Genomic DNA, 22,709 nt, shown 5'->3' on the forward strand with positions numbered 1-22,709 from the left:
TCCTGCGGGTCTCAGGTGCGTTTGAAGAACTCGACCTCCCCGACCGCGATCGGCCGCCCCTCGCCCTGGCCTGCCGCGGCCTTCAGCACCAGCTCGACGGACACGACGTCGCTGATCCCGGTCCGTACCGTCTGCCGGCCCGGCTTGTCGGTGAGTGTGACCGCCTTCTTCCGGACCTCGCCGCCCTCCGTGGTGATGACCAGTTCGGCCTTAGTGGGCCTGGCCCCCTGCCGGAATTCCTCGGGCTTCGTCGACACGCCCGTGTACACCACGACGCCGACCAGCCGGAAGGGCTTCTCGAAGACACACGTCAGCGACGAGCCGAGGGTGGGCGCGCCCCAGTACCTGTTGGTCAGCCCGTCGATGGCGGCGGATGCCGGGTGGCCGGGGGCGTGGGCACTCGCGGTGGCATCGGCCGGGCTGATCTCCGCCGTGCCGCCGAGTTTGTCCCGTACGTCCTCGAAGACGTAGCGCCCGGCGGGTACGAGCAGGAAGCCCGCGATCAGGAGCCCGACGACCACCAGCGCCAGCACGGTCCGCCGCAGCGCCCGGCCCGATCCGTTCCTCACCCGGCGGCGGAACGGCCACACCGTGCGCCACCAGGGCAGCGGTGCGGGCTGCTCCCGGGTCTGCAGCGGTGCGGCGCAGCGGCGGCAGAACTTGCGTCCCGGCAGGTTCGGGGTGCCGCATGCCGGGCACGGCGGCCCGTCCGGCTCCTCGTCCGCCGCCACGGGCCGCACGACGGGCCGCCGGACGATCGGCTGTGCCGGCTGCACCGCGCCCACCTGCTCGTCCGCAGCCGGTGAGTCCGGCCGTACGGGGGCCGGTTGCGCCGGCCGTTCCGGTCGTACGGGGGCGGGCTGGGGCGGTCGCGCGGGCGGCCGGGGTGCCGGTACGGGCGGTCGCGCGGGCGGCGACGGTGCCGGTACGGGCGGGGCGGACGGTGGCCCGGCGGGGGCCAGGGCCGGTGGCTCGGGGCGTGCGGAGGGCGGGGCTCCGGCCGAGGACGGTGCGGGCTCCGGGGCGGGACCGGCCGCAGGCCCGGGCGGAGTACCGACCGCGGGCTCGGCTGTCGGGCGCGGCGGTGCTGATGGCCCGGCAGGACCCGCCGCCGGAGCGGCCGGTTCCGTCGCGGGGCCGGCGGGCTCGGTCCTGGGACCGGCGGGTTCTGTTGTGGGACGGGCTGGTTCGGTACTGGGACGGGCAGGCTCGGTCCTGGGACCGGCCGGTTCTTTTGCGGGACGGGCTGGTTCGGTACTTGGACCGGCCGGTTCGGCCGCGGTGCCGGAAGGCTCCGTCGCCGGGGCGACGGGTTCCGCCGTGGGAGCGACGGGCTCCGTCGCCGGAGCGGTGGGTTCCGTCGTCGGGGCGGTGGGTTCCGTCGTCGGGGCGGCGGGCTCAGCCGTGGCGGGGGGCGTTCGCGGCGTCCGGGAGGACCAGCCCAGGTAGGAGCCGCAGTTCCCGCAGAATTCGTCGTCCTCGCGGTTGGCGGAACCGCACGCCGGACACGAGCGCATCGCGTCAGTCTCCTGTCTCGTCCGGTGGGCCCGGCAGGATCTCCACCCGGCTTGTGAGGTGTACGGGGCACGAGGCGGCGACGACGGCCCGGACGCGGTCTGCGTCCACCGGTCCGCCGTGCGGTGCCCAGACCCGTACCAGCAGTTCCCCGGTCGGGGCCGGGGGCAGTCCGGTGCCCGGCCGGGACGACCACGCGGCGCCGCCGCCGTCCCGGATGTCGGCGCGCACACCGAAGCAGAGCCGTAGTTGTTCGGCCAGTCCGCGGCGGGTGCCGCGCCACCGGTGCAGCTCGACGGCGCGGGCGACGACGGCCCGGCGCAGCTCCTCGGGCCATGCCGGATCGACCTCGGCGGCCACCCAGGACGACAGCCAGGGCAGGAAGTCGGCCGGGGTCAGCGCCGGGTCGAAGTAGGCGGGCAGGTTGTCCAGCGTGGACAGGACCGGCGCCAGGACGGTGTCCAGGCCCGCCGTGAACCGCTGGGCCAGGTCGTCGTCCGCGTACAGCGCGGGCAGCAGCTCGCCGATCGGATAGCGGCTGGGCAGCCCGGGTACGGCAGCTCTGGTCATGCGCCGTCACCGGCCGTGCTCGCGGTGACCTCGACCTGGTGCTGGTGCGAGAAGACCAGCGCGCCGGGCGCGACATCGATCCGGTCGACCGCCGCCCCGCGCCTGCCGGTGATCGGGTCCGCGGGGAACAGCCGCACCTCGTCCACCAGGCCCACCCCCCGCACGCCCTGGAGCACGGCGAAGATCTCGCCGTACTGCACCGGCCTGCCGAACGGCCATCCCGTCCCGTCCGCCCCGCCCCGCAGCGGGTCGATGTGGTCGAACAGTGCCGCGATCGCGTCCGCGCGGACCCGGTCGGCGTCACCACCGTTCGTCACCAGCCTGGCGACCACGGTGACACCCTGGTACGCGGGCGGTTCCACCAGCAGCCGGGTGCCGACCAGGCGTCGTTCGTCGAGCCGCGCCGTGACCGTGGAGAGCACCGAGTCCGACGGGATCAGCTGCTCGAACCGGAGTTGGCCGCCCTGGTCGATGACCGCGTCGGGAACCACCAGTACCCGTACCGCACCGGCCTCCCCCGCGACGGCGGGCACGCAGCGGACCCTGCGCAGGGAGGGTGCGGCCTCGCGGGCGATGGCCTCGTAGTCCCCGGCCGTGACCGCGCGTTCCTGTACCCGGAGGATGTTGGGCGCCCGGACCTTCGCGTTCTCCACGGTCTCGCCGTCGACCCCGCCGCCGGCCGCCTCGCGGTTGTCCACGCCCGCAACGTACGGCACCGAGCTGCGCAGTACGTTGATGGCGCCGCGGGCGACGTTCCCGGCCGCCCCGCCGCCCGTGCGGTAGCGGGGAATCCGCAGCTGGGCGCCCTTCTCGGGCACCGCACCGTAGGAGCGCATCGTGCCGTCCGGTTCGCGTACCTCGGGCGGGAAGGCGAACTCCCCCGAGACGGCGTCGATCCGCACGTGGCGGTCGTGCGGGGCGGAGGCGCCGAAGTGCTCCACGGCCGTCCAGACCTGCCAGCCCTCCGCGGAGGAGACCTGGACGACCGGCGGCTCCCCGTCCAGCAGCAGCGGCGCCCGGCTCACGGAGAACCGCTGCCCGGCGACGCCCTCGGAGACACCGAGCGGCACGTCGAGGACGGTCTCCGCGTGTTCGACGTCCGCCGTGCCGCCGACGGTGAAGACCTCCGCCTCCCGGATCGTCGGCGACTCGGAGTAGAACGGCTGGCCCGGCTCCGGCGCGGTGACCCGGCAGCGCAGCCAGCCCGCCCGGGTTCCCGCGGTCACCGAGGCGGTGTGTCCGGCGGGGACGAACACGATGATCTCACCGGGCCTGTTCAGCCCGCCGGTGCTGTCGGTGCCGGTCCGGCAGGTGACCCAGCGGGCACCGTCCCACGCCTCCCAGACCAGCGGCGGCTGCCGCGGGTCGACGCCGACGCCCTCCACCCGGCTGTCCAGGCGTACGGCGACGATGCACCGGGGCACGGCGGTGGGCAGTCCGAACAGCAGGGCGTCGCCGGGTTCCGGCCGGGGCTGGAAGCACGGGATGTCCTTGCCCGCGCCGAGCGGCGCGGTGCGGTCGGTCTGATCGCCCGACACCGGCGCGGTGACCAGCCGGATCAGCGAGCTCGGCACGATCGGCAGCTCCTCGGAGGTGGAGAACACCACCGCCTCCTCGGTCTCGCCGCGTGAGGTGGCGACCTCGGTGCCCGCCGGGAGCCGCACGGTCTCCGGCTGCGGCGCGGAGAGCCAGAAGTCGACCTCGGCGCGGGCCACCGTCGGCGGGAACAGGGTGACGCCCAGCAGGTCCAGGAAGGCCGAGTAGTTCTTGTCCGGTACCCGGTTCAGCCGGTAGAGCAGCTGGTCGACCATGTACGCGAACGTCTCGATGAGCGTGACCCCGGGGTCCGACACGTTGTGGTCGGTCCACTCGGGAGAGCGCTGCTGGACGTACCGCTTGGCCTCGTCGACGAGTTGCTGGAATCGCCGGTCGTCCAGATTGGGTGAGGGCAGGGCCATCAGCGCACTCCCGTTTCTTCGGAGCCCTCGGAGGACGGAATCGTGTAGAAGGGGAAGACCAGGTTTCGCAGGTCGTTGGTGGCCCGCACGGTGTAGTGCACGTCGATGTACAAGGTGCCCTCCTCGATGGCGTCGAAGGCGATCACCACGTCGGTCACCTCGATGCGCGGCTCCCACCGCTCCAAGGAGGTGCGGACCTCGTGCGCGATGCGCCCGGCGGTGGCGCCGTCCCCGGGTGCGAAGACGTAGTCGTGGATGCCGCAGCCGAACTCCGGGCGCATCGGGCGCTCGCCCGGCGCCGTGCCGAGCACCAGCCCGATGGCCTCCTCGATCTCCCGGTCCCGTTCGACCATGCCGATGCCCCCGGTGGCGCCGACCCGCAGCGGGAAGCCCCAGCCGCGTCCGATGAACCCGCTGCCGCTCACATCGGGCCCCCGATCAGTACGTTCGGCGCTCCGCTGATGATGGACCCGCCGCAGCTGGTGTTGTCCCGCATCCGGGCGGCGGGCAGTCCGCCGATCAGGACCTGCCCGGTGACCGCGGCGGCCGGATTGGGCATGATCACGTTGCCCGGCCCGAGCGCGGCGTGATGGGGGATGACGCACACGTGCAGGCTCCCGGTGACGGCCGCGGGCCGACCGCCGATCAGCACGGTGGCGACGGCCACCGCACCCGGGGGCGGGGTGCCGATGACGCCGCCGTGGGCGGTACTGTCGCCCGTGCGAGCTGCGGGGGGCATGGTCTCTTCTCCTTGCTGTGATGGGACTTCTGTCGCCGTCGAGCGGCATGGGCCCGGGTACAGGTCTCAGTTGATCCGGATGAGCTTGGCCTTGAGCACCGCGAGCAGGCCGCCGTCCACCGTGACCCCCGTCTTGCCGTTGACGGTCACCGAGCGTCCCTTCACATTGACGTCCCCCGTACCGGCGTCGAGGGTGATCCCGGACGAGTTGAGGGTCACGGAGCTCAGCGCACGGGTGCCGCCGCGGGCGAACACCGTCAGGGCGATCTCGCCCCGCCGCTCGTCCAGTGTGATGTCGAGCCGCTTGTCACCGGTGGCCAGCCGGACACCGGACGGTCCGCGCGGGGCGTCCAGGAGTTCCAGTCGGTTCCCCGAACGGGACACCAGCGAACGGCGGTTGACCTTTCCGCTGGTCGGGTCGACCAGCGGCACGTCGTGCGGCGAGGGCTTGTCCACCCCGTTGTAGAGACCGCCCAGCACATAGGGGCTGTCCAGCATCCCCTGCTCGAACCCGACCAGCACCTCGTCGTTGACCTCGGGGCTGAACACTCCGCCGCCGCCCTGCCCGCCCCACTGCACCGTGCGGACCCAGTCGGTCACGTAGGTGTCGTCGAGCCAGGGGAACTTCAGCTTGACCCAGCCCCGTTCGGTCTTGCCCTCGCGGATGTCGGTGACCACACCGATCGCGAGGCCGGGCATCCGCGGGCCGCGCGAGGGCGCGTTGGAGCCGCTGGTCAGCCCCGCCAGCGAGCGGTCGGGCGCCGCGCTCACCTGCACGGTGGTGCGGTAGCCACCGTTCGGTTCGAGTACGTGGTGCGCGGCGGTCGCCGTGTAGCGCCCGGCGAACGCGGGCCCGACGTTGCCGAGGGCCACCGGCAGGCCCGCCTTCAGCCGGGGATTGCCCTCGGCGACCGCCTCGATCTCGCCGAATCCCGAGCTCACCGACGCGGCCACCGATCCGGCCACGGCCCTGGCCTCGGCCTGGGTCCGGTACGGGGTGTCGGTGACCGTCATCCGGGCGCCCGATCCGAACGCCCCGGCGGCCAGCGACGGGCTCATCCCCGGGGACACGGTGTCGCTGCGGACGGACTGCTCGCGGGCCACCAGCCGGGTCTTGGTGTCGACGTTCCAGCCGCGCACCTCCACGCTGTCCGCCCCGTCCGCACCGGTCAGTACGGCCCGCAGGGCCAGCAGGTTGCGCCCGTACTCCAGAACCATCGGATGGCGGGTGGCGGAGGTGGCGGGCGAGGGCGCCGACGAGGCGGGCTTGGGCTTCACGAACTGCAACAGGCCCTTGTCGTCCACCCGCACGTGCGCGCCGCTCTCGCCCGCGAGGTACTGGAGGAACTCCCAGTCCGAGACGTTGGGCTGGGTCAGCTGCTTGTACATGATGGGCGCGGCCTCGATCTTTCCGCAGGTCAGCCCGGCACCGGCGGCGACCTTGCGGACGATGTCCGCGGTCTTCATGTTGCGGAAGGCCACCACCTTCCGGCCGCGCTGGAGCCGGTGTGCCTTGGAGAAGGCGCGCACCACGGTGAACGAGCCGGTGGTGTCGCTGTCCAGCTCGACCGCCGTGACCTCACCGGTGAACAGCCGCTCGCGCACCCGCTCCTGCACGGTGACCACCGAGATCTTCAGCGGGGTGCCGATGGTGATTCCGGTGGCGGTGAGCAGCTTGTGATCGGGGTCGCGGTACGTCAGCACGGCGGCGTCCGGCAGGCCCACGTTCTCGTCCACCACACAGCTCACCAGCTGGGCCACCCAGGCCGCCGGCAGCTCGCCGGGGGCCTCGACGATCGGATCCGCGGCGAAGGAACGCCCTGCGGCGGTCACCGGTCGGCCTCCGAAGCGCGGTCTTCCAGTCCGGGCACGACCAGCTCCCTGCCGGGTGTCAACTGCATCGGGTCGTCCACGTCGTTGGCCTCCGCGATGGTGCGCCAGGCGGTGGCATCGCCGTACTCCCGCCAGGCCAGCAGCGGCAGACTGTCCCCGGCCACCACCCGATGGGTACGGCGCGCCTCCCGCGAGCCCGAAGTGGGGTTCTGGCCGGCCGGATCGACGCTCGCCTCCTCGATCGAGAGCGAGCAGGTGGCGCGCAGCGGCTTCCCGTCGACGTCGAACAGGGTGTACGAGACGGAGAGGTTGGACATCACGCCGTCGAACGAGGTCGTCTTCGACGTGCCCCAGTCGAACCGGACCCAGGGGCTGGCGGGCGTCTTGCGGGCCAGGCTGCTCGGGGTGGGCACACAGGCCGTCATGAGCTGTTCCACCGCCTTCTCCACCGAGTTGTCATGGGTGGCGGTGGCGTCCAGGAAGACCTCCAGGGACAACGACCGGGGCCCGCTGCCCACGAATTCGGGCAGTGCGGACTGCCCGGCCATCCGGGACGGCGTACGCCGCCACTCGGTGCTCTTGCTCAGCGACAGCTTCGCGGGGTTGAACTGCAACGTGATCCGGGCGAGGCTCCCGCCGGGCTTGGCGCCGACGGTCGCCGGCGGTTCCATGATGGTCAGCTGGGCGCGAGCACGGCTCGTACGGACAGCGGGTGACATTGCGTTCCTCCTTCCCGGTCTTCTCCGGTTTCGGTTCCAGTTACGGCATATGACGAAGCGTCAGGACGGTTCAAGGCCCTCGTGCGCGATCTCCAGCGTCTCGATCGCCGCCTGGGAGTTGGCGGGGTCGAAGGACGGTCCCTGCCAGCGGACCGGCACGATTCCCTGCACCTGCCAGCTGATGATGCGGCTGAGGTCGGGGCGGAGCGCGACGATCTCGCCGTCCTTGGGCTCGACCCGCTGGATCGTCTCGTTCAGCCATCGCGCGATCTTGAGCGTGTCGGCGGTGACGGGGCGGGTCAGTGTGATGTTGGTCCAGGTGATCCGCCCCGGCAGCTGCCAGGTGAAACCGTTGTTGCCGCCCTCGGCGTACTGCTCCATCTCCACCTCGGCGCCCAGACCCGAGCAGGTGTGGAAGGCCCCCAGGTCGCTGCCTCCGATGACGAGCTTGAAGAACACACTCGTCGCGAAGATGTTGTCCGTCATGTGCTTCTCTTCTTCTCTGCTGTTGCCACGTACGTTGCGGAAGGGGGCGGACCGTTGTCAGCGGCGGCCGTCGTACGGCCGTCCGGTACGTTCCCGCCCTCTGCGCAGGTCCGCGCGGATCAGCCGGCTCACCGGATCGATCAGCCGGCGGGCCAGTTCCTCGATGTCCGTCGCGGTGACCCGGTTCGCGGTCGCCGGGTCGCCGGGGGCCGGCGCGTCCGGTCCGGCCGGGGTGGTCCGGGCCGGCGGATCGGAGCGCTGCACCGGGACCGCCCGTACCGGGACTCCGGTGATCCCCGCGTCGGCCGCCACCCTCTGAAGCACCTCGGCCGTGGCCCGGGAGGCCCGGTTTCCGGCAGTCGGCGCGGCAGTCGGTGCCGCGGCCGGGGTGCGGGCGTGTGCCGCGGTCGAGGTCGGGGCCGGTGCGCGTTGTGGAACCCGTACCGCGAGGGTCGGTGGTCCAGAGGGCGCGGACCCGGCGGACTCGGGCACCGGTGTGATGGTCGCGGGAGTGGCGGATTCGGGCACCACGGGGAACGCCAGCCGCTGCACGGGCACGGCGGCCGCGCCCTGCCGCTCCGTCGCGGGCGGATGCGGACGAACCACCGGGACGGGCCGAGCGTCCGATCTCGCGGGCGGGGTGCCCGGAACGGCAGGCGCGGGGCGCGCTGCCGGGGGTGGCGCCACAAGGCGGCGGGCGGCAGGTGCCCCTGCGGGGCCCTGCTCCGGCGGGTGCGCGTCGGTACGGGACGGTGCCGTCGCAGGCGCCCCTGCCGCGCCGTCGCGTGGCGAACGCTGTACGAGCCGCATGAGAGAGCGGGCCGGCCCCGGGCCGCGCCCCGATCGCCGGTCGGGCCGGGCCCCGGTTCGGGCATCGGGGTCGCTGTCGGGCATGCGGCCGGGAACGCGGGTGCCCGTGCGGCCCGAGGGCGCACCGCTGGTCCCGGAGGTGCCGGGCGCCGGGTTCCCGGACACGAGGCGCTGGACGGTACCGCCGGGCACCGAGCCCTCGGGCGCCGATCCACCGGTCGTCGCCCCCGGGCCCGCGGCACGGGACCGGCGGGTCGGGGTGGGGCCGGCGGGGCGGGTGGGTGCGTGAGGAACGGATTGCCGGCGTGCGGCGTCAGGCTGCGCCCGGTGGTCCTCCCCGGTACGCGAGTTCCCGCGACCCTGCGAGGACGGCGGCGACGGCGCTTCGGACCCGGGCTGCCGTACGTCACGACGCCAGGTGGCCGCCACTACCGGCCGGGCCGCGCCGCCCGCCGCCCTCTGCGCCGAAAACCCCTCGGCGGAGCCGGTGCTCACGTCCAGGGCCCTGCCCGCGAGGAGGCCCCGCGACCGCTGAACGACGACTGCCGGTCCCCCGGCACCTGAACCGGGCCCGGTCGCCCGCCCCTTCTCCCGCTCCGGGGTGATCCTGCGGATACGTACCGGCGCGACGGGACCGGAACGGGACGGCGACGAAGACGGCGACGGGCCGGCGGGGGACGGCGACGAAGACGGCGACGGGCCGACGGGGGACGTGTTCGGACGCGCCGGGTCCACCACGCGCTGGACGGCCGCGGGTTCCGGTGCGGACCCACCGGACCGAGCGGGTGCGGAGGACGAGCGAACCGGCATCTCGGCAGGCGTGTTCAGGGCCTTCGACACCGGCTCGACGGCCGCCGGGGACGAGGAGGCGGTCGACGGCGAGGGCGAGGGCGAGGGCGATGTCTGGAGCGGGATCGTCCCACGCTCTCCCGCCGCCGTCCGGTCCTGCCGAGGTCCCGCACTTCCCGGCTGCGGCCGACGCCGGTCGCCGAGCAGCGGTGCGTCGTTCTGGAGCCTGGCGGTCGACGGAAGCGAGGTGAGCGGGGCACCGATACCGCCACGGGCGCGAGCCGGTGAGCCGGACACCTCGCGCGGCGACGGCTGGGGCGCCGGGGAGTTCGACGACCGGCCGTCACTGGAGGGCGACTGACGTACCGTCGGGCCCGACGCCCCCGGCGACGGCGTGTCCGCCGCAGGGGCTGCCGTGTCCGATGCCAGGCGTTGCAGTACAGGCATGGCCGCCGCGTCCTGCCCCTCCGGGGCGGACGGCACGACCCCGCCCGCCGCCGCCGGGCCGGGGGTCACGGCCCCGGTGGGCAGCTCCCGCAACGGCTTGCCCAGAGCGGGACGCACCGGTGCGGCAGCGGGACGGCCGGCCGTGTGGTCCGCCGGCAGGACGGCGCCCTGCGGGGAAGCGGGAGCCACGTCACCGTAACCGCCCTGCTGCTCAACGCTGTTGGCGGCGGTTGCGGCGGCGGCAGCAGTGGCCGGTGCGGAGGCCGCCGGCGGCAGTACCCCGGCTATCCGACGCAGCGTCATCGCCGGACGCCGGGCGATGATCAGCGGCGGGGCGGTCCGCCGAGGACGTACGGCGACGGGCCCGGCCCGCCGGAGCGAAACCGGTGCCGGTGCGGTGTCCCTGGCCTGCTGCGACGCCGACGCGGTGGCCGCTCCCGGAGCCGTACCGCCCACCCGCGCCGTGCTCCTCGCCGGGGCCGCCGCTCCCGCGGCCTCCACGGCAGTGGCACCGCCCGCACGGTCCTGGCGCCCCGGCGCCCCGTTCCCGGAGGAGCCGGGAGACTTCGTACTGCTCGACCTCTGGACCGCAGTGGGGACCGACGACCGCCCGCGCGCCCTGTCGCCGCCGGTCGTCCTGCCCGCCGAGGCGGGCGCCGGGCCCGCGGCGGCTTCCGCCTCCCCGTCCGCCCCGGCCGGGGCGGCACGCAGCAGCAGCGGTCCGCCGGGGGCCGTGGATCGTGCGCCGCCCGGACGGGCGACACCGTGGATCAGGCCCACCGGCGCGGACGGCAGTACGGCATGGCCGAGTTCACCCGCGAACGCGAGGTTCTGCCACGACGCGAGGCCGTCCCGGAACCGCAGGCCGTCGCTCACCCCGATCGAGGACCGGGCGACGGTCACCGCCGGCGGCGCGACCCGCCGCCAGCCACCGTCCCAGTCGCCCTCGCCGGAGCCGCCCCGGCCGCCGTCCCGCTGATCGGTCCCGATGCCGCTCCGGCCGGACTCCGGTTCCGGAGCGACGGCAGGGGCGGAAGCGGAGCCGGTGCCGGTCCCGGCTTCGGCCCCGCCCCCGTCCCGGGAAGGTGTCGGAGGCTGCTGCCCGCCCGCTCGGCGGAACCAGTTCCCGAGACCCACACGATCACCCGCCTTCGTTGACGCGGGTGTTGATCCGCGCTATCTCCCGTACCCACTCCTGACGCTCGGCGTGGGTGAGGTCGAGGATGTCCTCTCGTGGCCAATGGAAGTGGTAGGCGACGTACGCGATCTCCTCCCGCAGCCGGGGAAGCGCGTACGTCACGATTCCCCCAGGCGCCCACCCGAGAGGTCCACCTCGAACGACCCGTGGCACAGCGGACAGGTCACCGCGGCGTGCGTGTGGCCCTCGCTGTTGATCCGGCGGTAGAAGTCCTGGAGGAACGCCACGTCGGTGGCGTACATCCGCTCGACGACCCCGGCGTGCACATCGGTGATGGTGCCGAGCTGAGTGATCACCTGGCTCAGCAGCACCACCGACAGGTACGCCGGGTTCTCCTTCACCCGCAGGTCGATCTGCGGGCGCAGCTCGTCCCGTGCCGTCGCGAGCCGCATCGAGCCGTGCCGATGGACCTGGCCCTCGTCGTCGACGTAGCCGCGCGGGAGCTCGAACTCGAACTCCGTACGCAGCTCCTGCTGGTCCCGGTCACGCTCCCGGGGCCGCGCCGCAGCCGGTGCGGGAGCCTCCTCGCCCGCGGCGGGCGGGCTGGACGCGAGGCTGTCGAGGACTTCGTCGAGCCCGCCCGACGTAACGGTCCTGCGCCTCATTCGACCACGATCTCCTCGAAGGTGATGGTCACCGTCTCGGTAGCGGCACTGGACTCGCCGGCCTTCAGGGAGGGGCCCTCCCACTTGCTGGCCCAGCCCTGCATCAGCTGGATGCGCCGGACCGTCTCACCCTTCGAGTCCTTGATCTCGATAGTGAGGTTCTGGCGCGCGGTGTCGACCGCCCCGTTGTTGAGCGTCTCCTTGATCCATTTGGTGAACTCGCTGCTCTTGTCGAGCCCGCGGGTGATCGTCACCTCGCCCGCCTGGCGTGCGCCGGGCTGCTTGCGGATGATCTGCTTGCCCTCGGCGGTCACTTGACGGACCTCGACGACTTCCTCCTCGACGGTCAATCCGCTGATCTCTTGGATCGACTCGACGAGATAGCCGCCCAGCTGCACGCCGAAGACGTGGGTGGAAAGAGCGTCGCCCTCTGCCATGACTCTGTGTCACCTGTTCTGTTCGGGGGGACCCTGTCGGGTCACTCGTTGACGAGGCTCGTGCTGTCGGAGAACTGCGCGAGGCGGAAGATCACGAACTCCGCGGGCTTCACCGGAGCCACGCCGATCTCGCACACGACCTGGCCGAGGTCGATCGACTCCTGCGGGTTGTTGTCGCGGTCGCACTTGACGTAGAACGCTTCCTCGGCCGTGCGCCCGAAGAGGGCGCCGCGGCGCCACTCCTCGGTGAGGAAGGCGGTGACGTTGCGCCGGATGCTCGACCAGAGGCGGTCGTCGTTCGGCTCGAACACCACCCACTGGGTGCCCAGGAGGATCGACTCCTCCAGGTAGTTGAAGAGGCGGCGCACGTTGAGGTAGCGCCAGGCCGGGTCGGACGAGAGGGTGCGCGCACCCCAGATCCGGATGCCGCGGCCGGGGAAGGCGCGCACGCAGTTGACGCCGATCGGGTTGAGCAGGTCCTGCTCGCCCTTGCTGAGGCGGATCTCCAGGTCCAGTGCGCCGCGGATGACCTCGTTGGCCGGGGCCTTGTGCACACCGCGCTCACCGTCGCTGCGCGCCCAGACACCGGCGACGTGACCGCTCGGCGGCACCAGGGAGTTGTGGCCGGTGGCCGGGTCGAAGACCTTGACCCACGGGTAGTACACGGTGGCATAGCGCGAGTCGTATCCGGCGTCGTCGTTGCGCCAGGCACGGACGCGCTGGGCGTTCATGCCCGGCGGGGTGTCCAGGATGGCGACCCGGTCGCCCATCTGCTCGCAGTGCGAGATCACGGCCAGCTGGACGGCCTTGACGCCGTCGGCGTCGATGTCCCCGCGCTGGTAGGCGCTCATCAGGTCCGGGACGGCGACCATGGTGATCTCGTCGATCGCTTCGAGGCCGGCGAACCCGGTGCGGGCGGCGGCGTCGCCGACGTACTCGGACGGGTCGAGCCGTGCGACACCGGCCCCGGGGGCCGCGGCGGGCGCCAGCGAGAGGCTCTGGTTCTCGGGGCGGGTCTGGGTCGCGCCGGGCTGCTCGGTGACCTGGATGAGCTTGGACTGGCGGACCTGGGTGACGAGATAGCCCTTGACGTTCTTGCGGCTGGAGGCGTCGTAGGTCTCCACCACCTTGCCGGCCTGCCGCACCAGCAGCCGGAACCGGTCCTCCGGGGGGTTCTCGCCCTCGGCGTCGGTGATCTCGACGGTGAGGCCGGCGCTCGTACCGGGCCGCGCCGAGACCTGGAACCCGCCGAGCGCGGCGGTCGCCGCCGACTCGGACACGGACTGCTGCGCCGAGTCCTGCGCGGGGCCGCCGATGCGCACGATGTACGCGGCGCCGCCGCCGTTGGCGAAGTACCCGTAGACCGCGGGGGCCAGATAGGTGTCGGCGGTGAAGGTGCCGAAGGTCTGGACGTACTGGTCCCAGTTGGTCACCAGCGTCGGCTGGTGGAAGGGGCCGGACTCCGCGAAACCGACGAAGGCTGCGACCGCGGTGCCGACTCCCTCGATGGGCCGCGCACCGGACTGCACCTCCTCCACGTAAACACCCGGGGTGAGGTACGACGGCATGCTCGCTCCTTCGCGTGGTCATTCGTTCGTCGCCGAGTCTTCCTCGGCGGCTGTGGCGGACAGTAGGTCTCAAGGTCCTGGGCACGGGGCAACGGTGCTGCCTTCCCGGGCACCCCGCGGGGCAGGAAATGCTTCCCTTCGCGGGCCGGGCAGGGCCCGACGGCACATTCCCTGTTTCGGCCATGTGACGGCGGCGTTAACGCAGGCTTTCCGGAAGGGTTCCACCGGCGTACCGGCCGGTGACTCGACGGAATTCCGGAGTTCCGGACGCCGGAGTCGCATCGGCGGAAATCAGCCAGAATTCGCAGGCCCCAACAGCCCTCTCGGGCTGCGGTGACCGGATCTGATCCTTGACCGCCCCGCCCCACCTCTAATGTGCGCAGGGGAAGAAAACTGCCAAAGACCGGCAAGCCGGGTTTCACTCGACCGGGATTTCTGCTGTTCTCGTCCCGCGTGGAGGAAGCAGGAGGTCAGGCGCTTTGTTGCTACGGTGCGACGTCGCTCAGCTCACCGCTGACATTGAGCACCTGGTGGCATTTGGAAGCCTGAGTTCCGGTTGCCGGGGTGCCAGGTTTGTTGCAGGTCACGGAGGCGGTGACGGTGTCGTTCTCCTGAATCTCGATGGGGGTGACCCAGTGATAGTCCTGGTTGCGGAAGGTCTCCAGAGCGATGGTGGTGATCTTCCGTTTCCCGAAGGAGATCGTCAGCACGCCTTCGTCACCCTGGAAGTTCGCCACCACGATGTCCGTGACTCCGAACACCTTTCCTTCCGGAACCTGGTACGTCCCCTTCTTCTGAGCCCCGGACCCGGTCTGCACATCGATCGTCGCCGAGCTCTGCTGGGTGCCGCCGGTCCCGCCGCCCGTCCCCGAGCTGGAGCCGCCCGAACCGGCTCCCCCGGACGTGCCGGGCTTGCCCTTCCCGTCACCCTTGTCCTGCCCCTGACCGCCGGTCGGGTCGCCCGTTCCGCCGTCCGCCGCACCCTGCTGCCCGTCGGGCTTCTTCTCCTGGGCGGCCTCGTTCGCCGCCTGCTTCGCGGTGCTCCGCACCGCGGGCCGCACCAGCGCGAACCACGCGAGCAGCAGTGCGAGCAACGCGGCCAGGACGATCAGCAGCCACCGGGGCAGGATGGGGCGTTGGGCGAACTCGCCGGGCAGCGTCTCGGACCTGCCGGACCGCTCGCCGTCGGTGTGCCCCTCGGTGCTCTCGGCGGCCTCGACCTCGAACGGCCAGGTCACCGGCTGCCCGAACCAGATCAGCTTCCGGGCCCGTACCCGCAGGCCCGCCTCGGCGGACTCGCCCGGTTCCAGGCGCTGTTGGCCCTGGGTGAAGGCCAGGCGGAGTTCCTCCCCGGCCTGCTTCCCGGTGAGCGCGATGTCGACCGGGGTGTTGCCGCGGTTCTGCACCGCGGCCCGGAAGCGGGCGCCCCGCCAGCCGGAGCGCCGGCCCGGGTCGAGCTCCGCCCGGAGCTCGTGGAACGGCGCGACGACCACCGTGGCCTCGGGCACCGCCACCGATTCGGGGTGCTCCGCGGGCAGTACGCGGACACCCAGGGGTATCTCACCGGCCCGGACCTCGTGGGATCTGGGCGGCGCGAGCCGTACGGTCACCACTTCGGAGGTGCCCGGGTAGAGGGACACGCGGGCCGGCTCGACGGTGCTCCAAGCGGCGCAGTCGCCGACCACTTCGAGCGTGTACGCCTCGACGATGTCACCGTCGTTGCGCACCGTCAGGGTCGTCGTCGCTTCGGTGCCGGGCGACACCGTCACCGTGGGCGTTTCGAGTTCGGCAGATGTGGTCACGATGCGACGGTAGGCCCACCGTGCGGCCGCGCAGCAGAGACGCGAGGGCAACGAACGGGCAGGGGTGGTGCCCCGGCGGCCCAACGGCACGATGTCCCGGCGAGCCCTCCCCGGGCCCGGTCGCCCTGCCGGAGGCAGACGCGGTCGAGATCGGAATCCGGCGTATCGGACGGAAGTACCTGAGGAAGACAGGCACGCAGAAGAATGACGACGACAGCAGCAGAAACTGACGGCCGAGCAATGGATCGCGGACGGTTCCGCAGGTCCGCCGCCTCGGCGTACCCCGCCGCGGGCAGCGCCCCCGAGGCCCCCCGGGGCAGAGTCTCCGTGGCGGTGTACGCGGAGGACCTGATACTGCAGACCGGTGTGGTCCAGCAATTACGCCCACGGCCGGAGATAGAGCTGATACCCGAGTCCGAGGCGGACCGGGCCCAGGTCTCCCTGGTGGTGGTGGACATGGTGAACGAACCCACCGTCCAGCTCCTGCAACGCCTCCAGCGCAACACCTCGACCCGCACCGGACTCGTCGTCGGGTTCTTCGAATCGGGCGCGCTCCAGACCATGATCGAGTGCGGCGTCGCCGCCGTGCTGAGACGCGGCGAGGCCGATCAGGACAGCCTCGTCCACCTGGTGACGGCGATGGCGAACGGCGAAGGGGTGCTGCCGGGCGACCTGCTCGGAAAGCTCCTCACCCATGTCAGCAGCCTCCAGCGCACCGTCCTCGACCCCCGGGGGCTCTCGCTCTCCACCCTCACGACGCGGGAGGCGGAGATGATCAGGCTGGTGTCGGAGGGCTACGGCACCGCGGAGATCGCGCAGAAGACCTCGTACTCCGAACGCACCGTCAAGAACGTGCTGCACGAGGTGGCGACCCGGCTCGAACTGCGCAACCGGGCCCATGCCGTGGGCTACGCCATGCGGCACGGACTCATCTGAGCCCGCCGCGGGCTCCCGTGCGGACGGCGTGACGACGTCGCCGCACGGGGGCGCGCCGGTGTTCACGGAACGGAGCGGCCGGGCGGGGCAGAAGGGCGCCGCAAAGGGCAACCTCCCCTTCCCCCGGGCCGGGTACTTGGGACCTGTGTTTGTCCCTGGGCGAGCGGGATGCTTGTCGTGGAGAGTCATCGACAGAACTGTGAGGTGGGCCGTGACCGGCACCGCTGGCCCGGCGAGGAAGACCCGGCTGGGCCGACTGACAGGCGCTGTGGTGCTGTTGGCACCGCTGCTGGTCGCGGGTTCCGCGTCCGCACCGCAGGGTGCGCCGAGACTCGCCGCGGCGGCGGACGAGAGCCCCGCGGATGCCGGACGCATCGCCTACGCCGGTACCGGGCACCGCAGCCTCGGCCGGGTCTCCGACCCGGCCACCAGCGCACCGCTGTTCGGCACCGGACCGGCCCACTACGACCAGGATCCCTTCGCGCGCGGTGAGACGGTGGTCTTCACCAGCCTGCGCGACAGCCTGCGACCGCAGGTGTACGTACGCGACGCGGGCGGCGCGGTCCGCAAGCTCACCACCGGCCGGGACGCCGGACACCCCGAACTCTCCCCGGACGGGCGGACCGTGGTGTTCGACTCCGCGGAGCGGGGGCCGGGCGATGTAGTCCAGCGCGAGCTGTGGATCGTCGGGATCGACGGCTCCGGTCTGCGGCGGCTGACGGACACCCCCAACAACGAGACCTCGCCGACGTTCTCCCCGGACGGCTCACGCATCGCGTACTCCTGTGACTCCGGTCCCGGGCGGAACGGGCTGATATTCGAGATGGCCGTGGCCGGCGGCGCGGCGAGGGTGATCAGTGACGGCCCGCCCGGCGACGCCACCGAACCCGCGTGGAACCCGGTGGACGACGACACCCGCCGCGCCCGGGTCGCGTACACCCTCACGACGGACGCGGAGACCGGGCCCCGGCTCCGGGTGACCGAGGGGATCGGCAAGGACCGTCCCCTGCTGGCCGGGGTCCAGGCCGGCTGGCGCACCCGCTCGGCCGCCTGGCTGCCGGACGGGAACGACCTGCTCTTCCTGAGTCCCGACACGACCTGCGGGTGCAAGGACTACGACCACGTCTACCGGACGACCGCCTTCGACGGGAACGAGCCGAGCCTGAAGCTCGGCGAGGACCGCAAGGTCGAATCGCCCACCTGGACCGGGTCCATGGACACCGGGACCGCCATCGTGGCACGGCGGACCCACCTGGAGGAGCACGAGGCGACGCTCCAGGACGTCCGGCAGGACGGTTCGGATCCCCGGGACCTCGGACTCACCATCCTGAAGGAGGACCCGGACGCCGACGAGAACGAGGATCCCGCCAAGGACCCGCTGTTCAACCCGAGGGACATCTACGACCCGTGGACCGAACGGCAGAACTACACACCTGACGGCCGGCGCATCGTCGTGACCCGTTTCGAGGGCAATGCGAAGGAGCGCGTCGAACGGATCTGGCTGGCCGACGCGGACGGCACCCACGAGGCGGCCGTGCCGCTCGCCGGACGCGGTCCGCGCGACTGGGACACCGACCCCACGTTCTCGCCGGACGGCACCAAGCTGGCGTTCACCAGGACCTCGCCCGGCGGGGTCGGCGAGGCCGCGGGGCCGAGCAGCATCCTCATCGCGGACGCCGTCTCGGGCGCGATCCTGGGCAGAATCGTGCCACCGGCCGGGCAGTTGACCGGCGGGGACGCGCAGCCGACGTGGTCGTCGGACGGCACCACACTCGCCTTCACCCGCAACCACGTGATCCGGGGCCTCGGCGGCATCAAGCACGTCTGGACGGTGCCGGTGGCGGCGCTCGACCAGCAGCATGACCTCAGTGCCACCGTCTGCCCCGGTGAGTGCAAGAAGATCGACGACAGCCCGGCCTTCTCCCCCGACGGCAGCACGATCGCCTTCAACCGCAAGGACGGCGGCGGCCGGGTCAACGAGCAGAACGGGATCATCGTCACCTCGCTGGACGGCGGCGACTGCCGGGTCGTACTGCCTTCCAGCCGGCGGAACGACCCCGACGCGTGCCATCAGGAGATCCCCGACACCTCGCTGACCGGGCCCTTCCAGCCCCGCGACGTGGCCTGGTCGCCGGACGCGCAGCGGCTGGTGTTCAGCTCGCGCAGGGCGCTCGCGCCGAACTCCCCGGAGCAGCTCTCCATGCTCGACCTCGCCTCCGGCAGCCTGACGGCGTTCGGTGAGCGGCTCGGCGGGCGGCAGAAGGAGCCCAGCTTCCAGCAGTCTGTCGACCTGGCCCTGACCGCACCGCCCACCGGCCCCTCGGTGGAGGTCGGTTCCTCCGTCACGGTGCCGGTCACCGTCACCAACCGGGGGCCCGCCGTCGCGCCCGGCACCGTACTGACCGTCGACGCCCCGCCCGGGGTACGCCTGGAGAAGCTCACCACCCCGGCCGGCACCTGTGCCACCGACTCGCCCCAGTGCGAACTGGGCGTGCTCCGGCCCGGGGAGAGTGTGGAGGTCACCGCCCGGCTCACCGGAGTGACGAGCGGGGACCAGCGGATCGGCTGGTCGGTCACCGGAGCCGTGATCGACCCGAACCCCACGGACAACGCCACCGAGACGGTCGTCCCGGTCCAGGACGCGCCCCCGACACCGACGCCCACCCCGACGCCCGCACCGCCCCGGCCCCCGGCCCCCGAGCCGCCCGCGCCCGAGGCGGGACCCGGTGTCACGGTGCGGGCACAGCCCAGCCCCGGCTATGTCGGCGGCCGGGTGGTCGTGACGTACACCGTGCGCAACGGCCGCAACGCGCTCGCCACCGGGCTGCGGCTGAAGCTCGGGCTGCCCGCACGGATCCCGGCGGGTCCGCTTCCGCCCGGCTGCAAGGGCGGTGTGTGCGCCCTGCCCGATCTGACACCGGGCGCGTCCACGGTCGTCCGGGTGGTGCTCAAGCCGGATCAGGCGCTGCGGACGACCATCACCGGGACGCTGACCACGACCGGCACCGACGCCGACACCGGCGACAACGTCGCCAGGAAGCCACTGCGCATCCTGCAGCCCCGGATCATCGCGGTGCCCGCCGTCGGCAAACCGGGATTCGTCACCTCGGTGCGCGGCAAGGACTTCCCGCCCGGTGCACCCGTGAAGCTCACCTGGAAGCCGGGGATCACGGCGACCGCGCCGCCCGCCTTCCCGCGCCGGGACGGAACGTTCATCGCGCAGCTGCTGATCCTGGCGAAGGACCAGACGGGGCCGCGCACGATCACCGCCTCGGGTCCGGGGTTCGGCCCCGTCACCACGCCGTTCCTGGTGGTGGCCGGAACCATCGTCCCGCCGGACGAGGTGGGGCGCCGATGATCCACGAAGTCGACGAGGGGCTGCGGCTGTTGCTGGTCGACGCCGGGCTCCAGGAGAGCGGGGTGGACCTGGTCTTCGACGCGCCGACGAAGGACTGGTCAGCCCGGCGCAACGCCCCCACGATCAGTGTGTTCCTGCACCGCATCCGTGAGGACGCGGCCCGCCGCCGCACCGGCGCGGCCGAGGAGCACGACGCCGAGGGAGTGGTGATCGGCCGGCGCACCCCGCCGCGCTGGTACGAGCTGACGTATCTGGTGACCGCGTGGACCAATCGCCCGCAGGACGAACACCGGCTGCTCTCCGAGGCGTTGCGCTGTCTCGTGCGGTCGGACGCGCTGCCCGCCCACATGCTCACCGGCAGCCTCGCCGAGCTGGGGCTGACCGTGGAGATCGAGGCGGCGGGCCCGGGTACCGACGGGCCGTCCGCCTCGGACGTCTGGTCGGCGCTCGGCGGTGAGCTCAAGGCCGCGATCGACCTGCGGGTGTGGGCGCCGCTGGCCGGTGAACGGACCGCCGCGGGACCGCCGGTCACCGAGGGACTGGTGGTGAGGAGCGCGCCCGGCACGGACGGCGACGGCGCGGACGGCGACGGCATCGAGCCGGGGCGCCGGCTGCGCTACGACGGGGCGTCCGACCCGGGCGGACAGGGCTTCGCGGCGCAGCGTGAACGGCAGTTGCCGCCGGGCCGGCGCAGGCGTGGGGGTGCGGCCCGGTGACCACGGCACAGGGTGCCCGTGCCGTTCCCGGAACGGCCGACGCCCCGACCGCGGTGATCGAGGACCTCTGGGAGCGGCTGGTCCACGTGGAACAGCGGGTCAGGAACGCCGTGGCCGTCCGACGGGCCGCCGACCCGCAGCCGGACGATCCGTACCGGGGGCAGTACCTCACCCCCGAGGCGGCCGGCCGGATCGTGGCGGCCCGCGACGCGTTCGCGCCCGTACCGGCGTACGCCTCCGGGCCCCCGCCGCAGTCCCCGCCGGGGAGCCGCATCCACCGGCTGGCCGGGAGCTTCGGCCTGCTGCCGCTGGACGTCGACCTTCTGCTGGTCGCGCTGGCCCCGGACATCGACGGCCGGTTCGAGCAGCTCTACGGCTACCTCAACGACGACCTGACCCGGCGCAGACCCACCATCGGGCTGGCGCTGGAACTCTGCGGGCTGCCCGCCGCGAGCTCCGGCCGCTTCCGGTTCTCACCGTCCGCCCCGCTGGTCACGGGCGGGCTGCTGGAGGTCCGGGACGCCGAACGCCCTTTGCTCTCCCGGGTGTTGCGGGTCCCGGACCGGATTGGCGCATACCTTCTCGGCGACGACGAGATCGACGGGAGGCTGCGCGGCCTGGTCCGCGCGATCGGGCCCGACGGGCGGCCGGAGGCGGGCCCGGACACCGGGCCGGAGGTGCTGCGGGTCGCGGCGGCGCTGGGCACGGGCAGCGGTCTGGTGCATCTGCTCGACCGGGGCGGCGACCCCGGCGGACTGGCGGTCGAGGCGCTGCTCGCCGCGGGGCGCCGCCCGCTGGTGGTCGACATCGCGGAGCTGGCCGCCCTACCCGAACCGGCGGAGGCCGTACGGACGTTGGCGGCCGAGGTACGGCTGAGCGACGGCGGGATCGTCCTCGGGCCGCTCGAAACGCTCGCCCCCGAACGCCCCGAGCGGGCCCGGCTGCTCGGGGGCCTGTGCGCGGCGGTCAGCGGTGCCCCGCTGCTCGCGTACGGGAAGAAGAACTGGGATCCCCTGTGGGCCGGGGAGAGCCCGGTGCCGGTCCATGTCCTCTCCCCGGGCCCGACGGCCCTGGCGCGGCAGTGGCGGCAGGCGCTCGCCGAGGCCGGTGCGTCCGCCGGGAGCAGGTCGGCCGACGAGGAAGTCATCGAGGCCACCGCCTCGTACCGGCTCGACTCCGAGCAGGTGCGCAAGGCCGCCGCGGTCGCCTCCCGGCTGGCCGTCCTGGAGGACCGCCCGGTGGACGTGCGGGACCTGCGCACGGCGGTCCGGGCGCAGAACGGCGCCGGGCTCGAACGGCTCGCCCGTCGCATCGAGCCCGCGGTCGGCTGGGACGACCTCGTGCTGCCCCCCGCGACCCGTCGCGAGCTGTCCGAACTCGCCCTGCGGGCCCGCCACCGCGAGCAGGTGCTCGGTCAGTGGCGAATGCGGCCGGGCGGCGGCCGGGGGCGCGGCATCATCGCGCTGTTCGCCGGCGAGTCCGGCACCGGCAAGACCATGTCCGCCGAGGTGGTGGCGTCGGAGCTCGGCATGGAGCTCTACGTCGTGGATCTGTCGACGGTGGTGGACAAGTACGTCGGTGAGACCGAGAAGAACCTGGAACGGATCTTCACCGAGGCCTCCGACGTCAACGGCATCCTGCTGTTCGACGAGGCGGACGCCATCTTCGGGAAGCGTTCGCAGGTCAAGGACGCGCACGACCGGCACGCCAATGTGGAGTCGGCCTATCTGCTCCAGCGGATGGAGTCCTTCGACGGCATCGCGGTGCTCACCACCAATCTGCGCGGCAATCTCGACGAGGCGTTCACCCGGCGACTCGATGTGATCGCTGAGTTCCCCATGCCGGACGCCCGGCAGCGGCTGGCCCTGTGGGACCGCTGCCTCGGGACGGCGATCCCCCGCGAGGCCGGGCTCGATCTGGAGTTCTGCGCGGGCCGGTTCGAGCTGGCGGGCGGCTCGATCCGTGCCTGTGCGGTGACCGCCGCCTATCTGGCAGCGGAATCGGGCCGCCCGCTCGGCATGGAGCAGATCGTCTCGGCGGTGATCCAGGAGTACCGCAAGCTCGGCCGGCTGGTGCGGGAGAACGAGTTCGGTACGTGGCTGGACGGCGGGCGGGCAGGCGGCGCATAGCGGATCCCCCGAGCCCCGGGGCGGGCGCCGCGTCCGGGGCGGGCGCCGCGTCCGGGGCGGGCGCCGCGTCCGGGGCGGGCGCCGCGTCCGGGGC

At 72.8% G+C, this 22,709-nt stretch carries 20 protein-coding genes and 1 pseudogene; 6 read left to right on the top strand and 15 right to left on the bottom strand.

Features of this window, described 5'->3' with window-relative positions:
• Nucleotides 1-11 precede the first annotated feature (11 nt).
• The 10 genes and pseudogenes from EES42_RS46390 to EES42_RS46395 all read right to left on the bottom strand — a co-directional run bounded on the left by EES42_RS46390 (nt 12) and on the right by EES42_RS46395 (nt 8,132).
• Entirely contained in the window at nt 12-776 is a 765-nt protein-coding gene (locus EES42_RS46390) for an NADase-type glycan-binding domain-containing protein (RefSeq protein ID WP_241196597.1), read from the bottom strand.
• Between the two features lie 679 nt (nt 777-1,455).
• A pseudogene (locus tag EES42_RS47630) lies at nt 1,456-1,517 on the bottom strand (hypothetical protein); the annotation flags it as partial.
• A 4-nt stretch (nt 1,518-1,521) separates the two neighbouring features.
• Nucleotides 1,522-2,085 carry a phage tail protein I gene (locus EES42_RS26905; RefSeq protein ID WP_124720820.1) on the bottom strand — a complete coding sequence of 188 codons (564 nt, stop codon included), beginning with the start codon at nt 2,083-2,085 and terminating at the stop codon, nt 1,522-1,524.
• Nucleotides 2,082-4,043 (bottom strand): putative baseplate assembly protein, encoded by a 1,962-nt coding sequence (locus EES42_RS26910; protein ID WP_124720821.1) that lies wholly within the window; start codon nt 4,041-4,043, stop codon nt 2,082-2,084. The genes EES42_RS26905 and EES42_RS26910 overlap by 4 nt, the downstream gene beginning before the upstream one ends.
• The gene (locus EES42_RS26915; RefSeq protein ID WP_124720822.1) at nt 4,043-4,468 is read right to left on the bottom strand and encodes a GPW/gp25 family protein; all 426 of its coding nucleotides are present in this window, start codon (nt 4,466-4,468) and stop codon (nt 4,043-4,045) included. The genes EES42_RS26910 and EES42_RS26915 overlap by 1 nt, the downstream gene beginning before the upstream one ends.
• The gene (locus tag EES42_RS26920) at nt 4,465-4,782 is read right to left on the bottom strand and encodes a PAAR domain-containing protein (RefSeq protein ID WP_124720823.1); all 318 of its coding nucleotides are present in this window, start codon (nt 4,780-4,782) and stop codon (nt 4,465-4,467) included. The genes EES42_RS26915 and EES42_RS26920 overlap by 4 nt, the downstream gene beginning before the upstream one ends.
• A gap of 66 nt (nt 4,783-4,848) precedes the next feature.
• Nucleotides 4,849-6,615, bottom strand: coding sequence for a VgrG-related protein (locus EES42_RS26925; protein WP_124720824.1), 1,767 nt, complete (start codon nt 6,613-6,615; stop codon nt 4,849-4,851).
• Nucleotides 6,612-7,334: a CIS tube protein gene (locus tag EES42_RS26930; protein WP_124720825.1), complete on the bottom strand. Its 723-nt coding sequence runs from the start codon at nt 7,332-7,334 to the stop codon at nt 6,612-6,614. The genes EES42_RS26925 and EES42_RS26930 overlap by 4 nt, the downstream gene beginning before the upstream one ends.
• A 60-nt stretch (nt 7,335-7,394) precedes the next feature.
• Nucleotides 7,395-7,820, bottom strand: coding sequence for a phage tail protein (locus EES42_RS26935; RefSeq protein ID WP_093544217.1), 426 nt, complete (start codon nt 7,818-7,820; stop codon nt 7,395-7,397).
• A 57-nt stretch (nt 7,821-7,877) separates the two neighbouring features.
• Nucleotides 7,878-8,132 carry a hypothetical protein gene (locus tag EES42_RS46395; RefSeq protein ID WP_241196598.1) on the bottom strand — a complete coding sequence of 85 codons (255 nt, stop codon included), beginning with the start codon at nt 8,130-8,132 and terminating at the stop codon, nt 7,878-7,880.
• Nucleotides 8,133-9,231: 1,099 nt separating this feature from the next.
• Between EES42_RS46395 and EES42_RS46400 the strand changes: the two genes are divergently transcribed.
• Nucleotides 9,232-9,780 carry a hypothetical protein gene (locus EES42_RS46400; RefSeq protein ID WP_124720827.1) on the top strand — a complete coding sequence of 183 codons (549 nt, stop codon included), beginning with the start codon at nt 9,232-9,234 and terminating at the stop codon, nt 9,778-9,780.
• A 405-nt stretch (nt 9,781-10,185) separates the two neighbouring features.
• Nucleotides 10,186-10,845 (top strand): hypothetical protein, encoded by a 660-nt coding sequence (locus EES42_RS46405; RefSeq protein ID WP_124720828.1) that lies wholly within the window; start codon nt 10,186-10,188, stop codon nt 10,843-10,845.
• A 162-nt stretch (nt 10,846-11,007) separates the two neighbouring features.
• Here the strand turns inward: EES42_RS46405 and EES42_RS44910 are convergent, their stop codons facing one another.
• The 5 genes from EES42_RS44910 to EES42_RS26970 form a co-directional block, all read right to left on the bottom strand.
• On the bottom strand, nt 11,008-11,166 hold the full coding sequence (locus EES42_RS44910; RefSeq protein WP_164495324.1) for a DUF6760 family protein: 159 nt from the start codon (nt 11,164-11,166) through the stop codon (nt 11,008-11,010).
• A complete protein-coding gene (locus tag EES42_RS26955) occupies nt 11,163-11,669 on the bottom strand; it encodes a hypothetical protein (RefSeq protein WP_124720829.1) in 507 nt (168 codons plus the stop codon). Before EES42_RS26955 ends, EES42_RS44910 begins: the two co-directional genes overlap by 4 nt.
• Entirely contained in the window at nt 11,666-12,106 is a 441-nt protein-coding gene (locus EES42_RS26960) for a phage tail protein (protein ID WP_124720830.1), read from the bottom strand. Before EES42_RS26960 ends, EES42_RS26955 begins: the two co-directional genes overlap by 4 nt.
• Nucleotides 12,107-12,147: 41 nt before the next feature.
• On the bottom strand, nt 12,148-13,674 hold the full coding sequence (locus EES42_RS26965; RefSeq protein ID WP_124720831.1) for a phage tail sheath family protein: 1,527 nt from the start codon (nt 13,672-13,674) through the stop codon (nt 12,148-12,150).
• A gap of 485 nt (nt 13,675-14,159) precedes the next feature.
• The gene (locus EES42_RS26970; protein ID WP_124720832.1) at nt 14,160-15,476 is read right to left on the bottom strand and encodes a COG1470 family protein; all 1,317 of its coding nucleotides are present in this window, start codon (nt 15,474-15,476) and stop codon (nt 14,160-14,162) included.
• Nucleotides 15,477-15,716: 240 nt separating this feature from the next.
• On the opposite strand from EES42_RS26970, the gene EES42_RS26975 reads away from it, so the two are divergent.
• From EES42_RS26975 to EES42_RS26990, 4 genes are all read left to right on the top strand, one after another.
• Nucleotides 15,717-16,412, top strand: a complete 696-nt coding sequence (locus tag EES42_RS26975) for a response regulator transcription factor (RefSeq protein ID WP_323138484.1) — start codon at nt 15,717-15,719, stop codon at nt 16,410-16,412.
• A gap of 211 nt (nt 16,413-16,623) precedes the next feature.
• The gene (locus EES42_RS26980; RefSeq protein WP_124720833.1) at nt 16,624-19,770 is read left to right on the top strand and encodes a DUF11 domain-containing protein; all 3,147 of its coding nucleotides are present in this window, start codon (nt 16,624-16,626) and stop codon (nt 19,768-19,770) included.
• Entirely contained in the window at nt 19,767-20,486 is a 720-nt protein-coding gene (locus tag EES42_RS26985; protein WP_124720834.1) for a Pvc16 family protein, read from the top strand. Before EES42_RS26980 ends, EES42_RS26985 begins: the two co-directional genes overlap by 4 nt.
• A gap of 53 nt (nt 20,487-20,539) precedes the next feature.
• On the top strand, nt 20,540-22,615 hold the full coding sequence (locus tag EES42_RS26990) for an AAA family ATPase (protein WP_206433598.1): 2,076 nt from the start codon (nt 20,540-20,542) through the stop codon (nt 22,613-22,615).
• Nucleotides 22,616-22,709: the final 94 nt, after the last annotated feature.

Source organism: Streptomyces sp. ADI95-17 (assembly GCF_003846175.1).
GTDB lineage: Bacteria > Actinomycetota > Actinomycetes > Streptomycetales > Streptomycetaceae > Streptomyces > Streptomyces sanglieri.

Excerpts from the sequence above, each read along its gene's own strand:
- EES42_RS26935 (WP_093544217.1), bottom strand. The coding sequence starts at position 7,820 with ATGACGGACAACATCTTCGCGACGAGTGTGTTCTTCAAGCTCGTCATC.
- EES42_RS26930 (WP_124720825.1), bottom strand. The coding sequence starts at position 7,334 with ATGTCACCCGCTGTCCGTACGAGCCGTGCTCGCGCCCAGCTGACCATC.
- EES42_RS26965 (WP_124720831.1), bottom strand. The coding sequence starts at position 13,674 with ATGCCGTCGTACCTCACCCCGGGTGTTTACGTGGAGGAGGTGCAGTCC.
- EES42_RS46405 (WP_124720828.1), top strand. The coding sequence starts at position 10,186 with ATGATCAGCGGCGGGGCGGTCCGCCGAGGACGTACGGCGACGGGCCCG.
- EES42_RS26960 (WP_124720830.1), bottom strand. The coding sequence starts at position 12,106 with ATGGCAGAGGGCGACGCTCTTTCCACCCACGTCTTCGGCGTGCAGCTG.
- EES42_RS26910 (WP_124720821.1), bottom strand. The coding sequence starts at position 4,043 with ATGGCCCTGCCCTCACCCAATCTGGACGACCGGCGATTCCAGCAACTC.
- EES42_RS26920 (WP_124720823.1), bottom strand. The coding sequence starts at position 4,782 with ATGCCCCCCGCAGCTCGCACGGGCGACAGTACCGCCCACGGCGGCGTC.
- EES42_RS26975 (WP_323138484.1), top strand. The coding sequence starts at position 15,717 with ATGGATCGCGGACGGTTCCGCAGGTCCGCCGCCTCGGCGTACCCCGCC.
- EES42_RS26905 (WP_124720820.1), bottom strand. The coding sequence starts at position 2,085 with ATGACCAGAGCTGCCGTACCCGGGCTGCCCAGCCGCTATCCGATCGGC.
- EES42_RS26955 (WP_124720829.1), bottom strand. The coding sequence starts at position 11,669 with ATGAGGCGCAGGACCGTTACGTCGGGCGGGCTCGACGAAGTCCTCGAC.
- EES42_RS26985 (WP_124720834.1), top strand. The coding sequence starts at position 19,767 with ATGATCCACGAAGTCGACGAGGGGCTGCGGCTGTTGCTGGTCGACGCC.